5 protein-coding genes are annotated in these 5,617 nt (G+C 41.1%); 4 read left to right on the top strand and 1 reads right to left on the bottom strand.

Annotation, left to right across the window (positions count from 1 at the left end; all coding sequences use genetic code 11):
- Positions 1-161: 161 nt before the first annotated feature.
- Positions 162-872: a YebC/PmpR family DNA-binding transcriptional regulator gene (locus tag Q1V93_RS05920; protein ID WP_300662756.1), complete on the bottom strand. Its 711-nt coding sequence runs from the start codon at positions 870-872 to the stop codon at positions 162-164.
- A gap of 223 nt (positions 873-1,095) precedes the next feature.
- On the opposite strand from Q1V93_RS05920, the gene Q1V93_RS05915 reads away from it, so the two are divergent.
- The 4 genes from Q1V93_RS05915 to Q1V93_RS05900 all read left to right on the top strand — a co-directional run bounded on the left by Q1V93_RS05915 (position 1,096) and on the right by Q1V93_RS05900 (position 5,298).
- Positions 1,096-2,508 (top strand): hypothetical protein, encoded by a 1,413-nt coding sequence (locus tag Q1V93_RS05915; RefSeq protein ID WP_300662754.1) that lies wholly within the window; start codon positions 1,096-1,098, stop codon positions 2,506-2,508.
- A gap of 109 nt (positions 2,509-2,617) precedes the next feature.
- On the top strand, positions 2,618-2,977 hold the full coding sequence (locus Q1V93_RS05910) for a hypothetical protein (RefSeq protein ID WP_300662752.1): 360 nt from the start codon (positions 2,618-2,620) through the stop codon (positions 2,975-2,977).
- A gap of 184 nt (positions 2,978-3,161) precedes the next feature.
- Positions 3,162-4,499, top strand: coding sequence for an RIP metalloprotease RseP (rseP, locus tag Q1V93_RS05905; protein ID WP_300662750.1), 1,338 nt, complete (start codon positions 3,162-3,164; stop codon positions 4,497-4,499).
- A gap of 145 nt (positions 4,500-4,644) precedes the next feature.
- Positions 4,645-5,298, top strand: coding sequence for a hypothetical protein (locus Q1V93_RS05900; RefSeq protein ID WP_300662748.1), 654 nt, complete (start codon positions 4,645-4,647; stop codon positions 5,296-5,298).
- The last annotated feature ends 319 nt before the right edge of the window (positions 5,299-5,617 follow it).

Below are 5,617 nucleotides of genomic sequence, written 5' to 3'. Positions count from 1 at the left end.
AGCACACAGAAGGTCACATAGTTTTTTTAATGTTTATGTAGCTTGGTGAGTTTTCTACATTATTACCAATCAATCGCACCCTCAATCATTTATTTTGTTCGATATCCCAAGCTGCGCCAACTGCGCTAACGCTTGTTAAAAATCAAAAGCTTCGCTTTCTCTTACCCCATATTGGTGAAAATCTGTTGTACATCGTCGTCGTCGTCGAATTTATCCATCATTTTTTCGATATCGATTAGTTGCTCTTCCGTAAACTCAACCGGTGTTGTAGGGAAACGCTCCAGGTTTGATTTAAGCACTGCAATTCCCCGTTCTTCCAATGCCGAACCCAGTGTTCCGAAAGCCGTATAATCTCCGTAAATGAAGATTCTGTCGTCTGTCACCTCAATTTCTTCGCATCCTGCGTCGATCAGCTCCAGTTCCAACTCTTCCGGATCAACCGATCCCGTATTTTCCAATTCGAAAACAGATTTTCTGTTGAACATGAATTCCAATTGCCCGTTTGGTACAACACCTCCACCGGCTTTATTGAAATACGATTTTACGTTTGCTACCGTACGCGTAGGATTGTCTGTTGCACATTCCACATAAACCAGCACTCCGTGAGGTCCTTTTCCTTCGTAATCGACTTGTGTAAATGCCGCAACATCTTTTTGGGCTGCACGTTTAATTGCCGCTTCAATGTTATCTTTCGGCATATTCTCGGCCTTCGCATTTTGAATAGCAGTCCGCAACTTGGCATTCGTAGTCGGATCCTGTCCTCCTTCTTTTGCAGCCATTGTAATGGCTTTACCCAGTTTCGGAAACAATTTAGACATTTTGCCCCATCGTTTCTCTTTTGCTGCCCTACGATATTCAAATGCTCTTCCCATTTCTTTCTTATTTAGATTGTCGCAAAAATAATCAAAGATGTTTTAATTGAAAATGGAGAATTAAAAAATTGAAAAGATCCTGAGAAGCGAGACTGACATGAGAGGCAAGAGCCAAGATTAAAAATTCTTTTTCCTGATTCTTATCTCTCCCGGACTTGACTCCTTTTCAGTTTTCAATTTTAACTTGTTAAAAAGTTAATATATTTACAAAATGAAGCTCAGAATGGTAATTTTCATTGTCTTTAGCTTGATCCTTTGTTCTGCAATTGGTCAGAATCTGACATTTCACCGGCCTGACTTCCAAACAAAAACCAGCCTGGTTTATTATTATTTCTGGGAAGAAAATGAAGATGGCACCATTGCACCTTCCATGATGCATACTCCTTTCAGTTTAAACCGGATCATCCTGATCGACCCGGCAAAATCTTCCAAAAAATGTACACTCAGCGATTCGGTGTTCATGCGAGAAGTAGAGCACATCGGGAGAAGCTACAAACAAAGCAAACTGACTTTCAAGAGGCGTAAGCAGCACCACAAATTCTTCTTCAGAATTACCTTCCCTGAAAAACCTCAAACGGTTGTTTACATCAAGCGAAAAGGGCAATGGCTGAGTTACCCGATGTCGTTGGTATTGAATTTTGATGTACAGCCATCCGGAATGCTGCAATTCAAATATGCCGGATCAGAGATTCGCTTCGGAAATTATCCCTCTATCGTTGTTTCGCATAACACTTACCGGATTTATTCGTATTTCAAAACGGAAAACCCGGAAAAGACAAAACCGTTCTATCAGCATTTGCTCGCATTCAAAGGGGAAGAGTTGAGTCAGCAACTGATCCTGAATCAACTGCCGAAAGCAAAACGCTACCTGGTTTTCGTCAACGGATACCGCGGTCCGCGATTCGACAAGCAGGAAAGCCGAAATGAAGTCTATATGAACGACCGGACCAATTACTGGTTCAAAATAGATGACCGTTTCATTCAGCGTTTGCATCCCGACACCAGTTTTTACCTGGACGCAAGTTTCCCGGTACGGACTTCGAATCATTATTCCAAACTGAAATTTGGCTGGAGTTATATCCGCTCCGTGAAAACCAGTCCTTCGAAAAAAATTGCAAAGAAGTATTCCCGCCTGAATCAGAAAATGAATCCCCAGGGGTTCGATTACCGCTACCAAAAAGGAGTGATTGCCGGAAAAGCATTTCTGAACCAGATTCAGAATACTCCGAAAAGTTACCTGGTAAAAGACACGATTGATTTTGTCTGCCACAGCATGGGCTACGCTTATACTTTGGGTCTGATTGAAACGATCAGAGACCAGGTTGTACTTGGAAAAATCTATATGCTTGCCCCGGAAAACGCAGGTTACAAAGGTTTGGACTGGAATCTTTTTGAAGAAGCCTGGCAATATGGTTCCAACCTGGGACAAGCAACTCCTGATCCGCTTTGCTATCAGGATGGTGTAGCTCCTCAAACGGCTGTTTCCGGAATTGATTCTCTGAAAAGTTCCTGTGTCGGGCGGGTATTTGCACCACCAAACTGGCCTAACAAACATTTTGTGCATTCGCACATGGTTTACAGCTATGACTGGATTTTCGACCGGATTCGAAAAGGAGAACCGGGATATATTCATTAATTGCGAATTACGAATGATCCATTCGCTCTTACGGGTTAAAAAATGTCAACACCGAAGAAGTAAAGATCAAAGCGCTGATTTATCTTTTTCAAATCGTTAATTTTGAATTATGGATTACGCACTAGAATTACGCTATCAGAATTTAGCGAAACAATTGGAACCGACTTTTGGTCCGGGCCTGGATTTACAGGCTATTCTGTTCCTGATTGGCGTTGAAGAACTGGGAATAGGATATAAAATTTTTAAGAAACACGAGAAAACCGATTTGATGCATATTGCAATCTGCACCTTATTGGAACCTTACGGATATTATGAGTTTAAAGGAAGAGATGCCGATAATTGGCCTCACTTCGAATTCGTGAAAGAACTCCCTCCACTAGACGAATTGGAGCAGCAGGCTTTCATGAAAGAAGCCATTTTAGAATACTTTGAGCATCACGGTTATTCGACCAAAGATGTGCAGCCTTAGATTAGGCAATAGTGAATAGCAGAATAGGCAATAGTTTCTAATTACTGCCAACAAAAAATCACTATTGACTAATCACTGATGTCTATTGGCTTTTCCCTCGTTACTTCGCTCTAACGTTTGTCGTAACGCCGGTCTTCAAAAGCTATCGCTTTTTCTTATATTTGTTCCACATTAAATAAAAACTATGGATTTTTGGGTTCGCGCAGCTCAGCTGATTTTATCTCTTTCTCTTCTCATCGTATTACATGAGTTCGGGCATTATCTGCCTGCAAAATGGTTCAATACGAAGGTTGAGAAATTCTACTTGTTCTTTAACCCGTATTTCTCGGTTTTCAAGAAAAAAATCGGTGAAACGGAATGGGGATTGGGATGGATTCCGCTTGGTGGTTATGTGAAAATTGCCGGAATGGTGGACGAATCTATGGATAAAGAGCAATTGGCACAACCTGCACAGCCCTGGGAATTCAGATCGAAACCGGCATGGCAGCGTTTGATCATTATGTTGGGAGGAATCATTGTAAACGTCATTGTTTGTTTTGTGATTTACATCATGGTGCTGTTCGTCTGGGGAGAAGAAAAAATTGACCAGAGCAAAATGGTAAACGGAATGGCAATTCATCCGTATATGGAGCAATTCGGTTTTCAGCAGGGAGATAAGGTTCTAACTGTTGACGGAGAAAAACTGGATGCACTTCAGCAATTGGGCGGAGAGGTTTTGATTTTCAACAAACGCCACTTCAAGGTGCAGCATCCGGACGGTAAAGTAGAAACAATCGTACTTCCGGAGGATATCGGGAATATGATGTGGCAAAACGGAGCAGAAAAAGGTGCTTTCGATTTCAGGTATTTCCTTTCCAGGGTAGACAGTGTTGCACCAAAAACCCCGGCTTCCAGAATCGGGTTGAAAAAAGGCGACAAATTCGTTAAGCTTAATGATAAAAGTATCAGGTTCTATGATGAGTTTCAGTCGGAACTTTACCATAATAAAGGGAAGAAAATCAACATGACGATTTTGCGCGACGGGAAAGAGATCGAGAAGGAAGCTTATATCGGGATGGACGGAAAAATGGGTGTTAACTTTAAGAAGTTAAGCATCAGTCCTGATACCAGTGCTATTTATACTCAAAATTATTCTCTTGGCGCTGCATTGACTTCCGGATTCGGAAAAGGACTTCGCACGATGTACATGAATGTTGCTCAGTTCAAATATGTTTTCTCTAAAAAGGGTGCCGAATCAATCGGTGGTGTGGGATCAATCGGAAAATTGTTTCCGGCAACCTGGAACTGGCAGGCTTTCTGGACTTTGACGGCATTTCTTTCGATGATGCTTGCCATTATGAATTTGCTTCCGATTCCTGCATTGGACGGAGGACATGTGATGTTCCTGCTTTATGAAATGATCACAGGTCGCGCTCCGGGGCAAAAATTCATGGAATATGCGCAATATGTCGGGTTCTTCCTTTTACTTGGTTTGATTCTTTACGCCAACGGAAAAGATCTTATCGGGGCGATTACGGGGTAAGAAAAAGTTCAAAGGGTTCAACAGTTTAAGGCAGAATCAATTTTGAACTTCTTGAACCTTGCATTTGCAAACTAAAAATTACGAAATACATAAACGGTGGCATAAGTCGAAAGATTTATGCCATTTTTGTAAAAAAAAGAAACACATGAAACAAATACTATTATCAATTTTATTTCTTGCTACTGTCGGAACGTCTGTAGCACAGACCAAAGGACAAATTTCCTATTCGATGGATTTTTCAAGTGACAATCCTGATATGGCAATGGCACTTCCAATGATGCAGGGTTCAACGATGGAGTTGTATTTCATGCCCGGAAAATCCAAAGTGGATATGGTTATGGGAACTTTGATGAAAATGAACACCATTATTGATATTAAAGGTGACAAAGGATTGATGCTGATGGAGATGATGGGAAGCAAAATGGCTACCGAAATGAAAAAAATCTCTGAAGCGAAACCAGCTGAAAACGGAGAAGCTCCTAAGGTTGAGGTGACATCTGAAACGAAAGACATTATCGGGTTCAAGTGTACGAAAACGATTGTTCGCGACTCTGAGGGTGGTGAAACAGTTGTGTGGGTTGCAAAAGATTTGAAAACGTCATTGCAGGGTCAGCAACAATTTACTGCAAAAGGAATTGAAGGAGCTCCATTGGAGTTCACAACAGTAAAAAACGGAATGACGATTCATTTTGTTGCTACAAAATTCCAGGAAAAAGTTGACAAGAATGCCTTCAGTTTGAAAATTCCGGAAGGATATACAGTGATGACAGAGGAAGAACTTAAAAATATGGGAATGTAAAAATCCCCCGAATGCAAAAAAGAGAACCCCGAACAGAAATGTCCGGGGTTTTCTTTTTAATGCAGTGTCGAAAATAGAGGTAATGAACTCATTTTTTTCTACGGTAGAAATCGCATGTGAATTAAAATCAGAGTGGGCTTTTTGTGAAAAACCGGGGGTAGCGCGGAAGATTATCGGTTTATTGAGTTAAATGATTCTATTCTTTCATACTTTTTGCCAAGGCTGAAAAAGTATGCAAAACATCCTTTTAAGGGTGCCATTCAAAGCCGCTCGTGAAAAAGAACCTTTTGATGTTTTATGTCAAAAGTGACAGATCAGG

Origin of the sequence: Fluviicola sp. (assembly GCF_030151805.1) — a bacterium.
Classification (GTDB): Bacteria; Bacteroidota; Bacteroidia; order Flavobacteriales_D; family Crocinitomicaceae; genus Fluviicola.
The sequence above is the reverse complement of the archived record's forward strand: the minus strand, read 5'-3'. Positions and strand labels throughout refer to the sequence as shown.

Bases quoted from the DNA above. Each gene is read 5' to 3' on its own strand.
- Q1V93_RS05920 (WP_300662756.1), bottom strand. From the start codon at position 872: ATGGGAAGAGCATTTGAATATCGTAGGGCAGCAAAAGAGAAACGATGG.
- Q1V93_RS05910 (WP_300662752.1), top strand. From the start codon at position 2,618: ATGGATTACGCACTAGAATTACGCTATCAGAATTTAGCGAAACAATTG.
- Q1V93_RS05915 (WP_300662754.1), top strand. From the start codon at position 1,096: ATGGTAATTTTCATTGTCTTTAGCTTGATCCTTTGTTCTGCAATTGGT.
- rseP (WP_300662750.1), top strand. From the start codon at position 3,162: ATGGATTTTTGGGTTCGCGCAGCTCAGCTGATTTTATCTCTTTCTCTT.
- Q1V93_RS05900 (WP_300662748.1), top strand. From the start codon at position 4,645: ATGAAACAAATACTATTATCAATTTTATTTCTTGCTACTGTCGGAACG.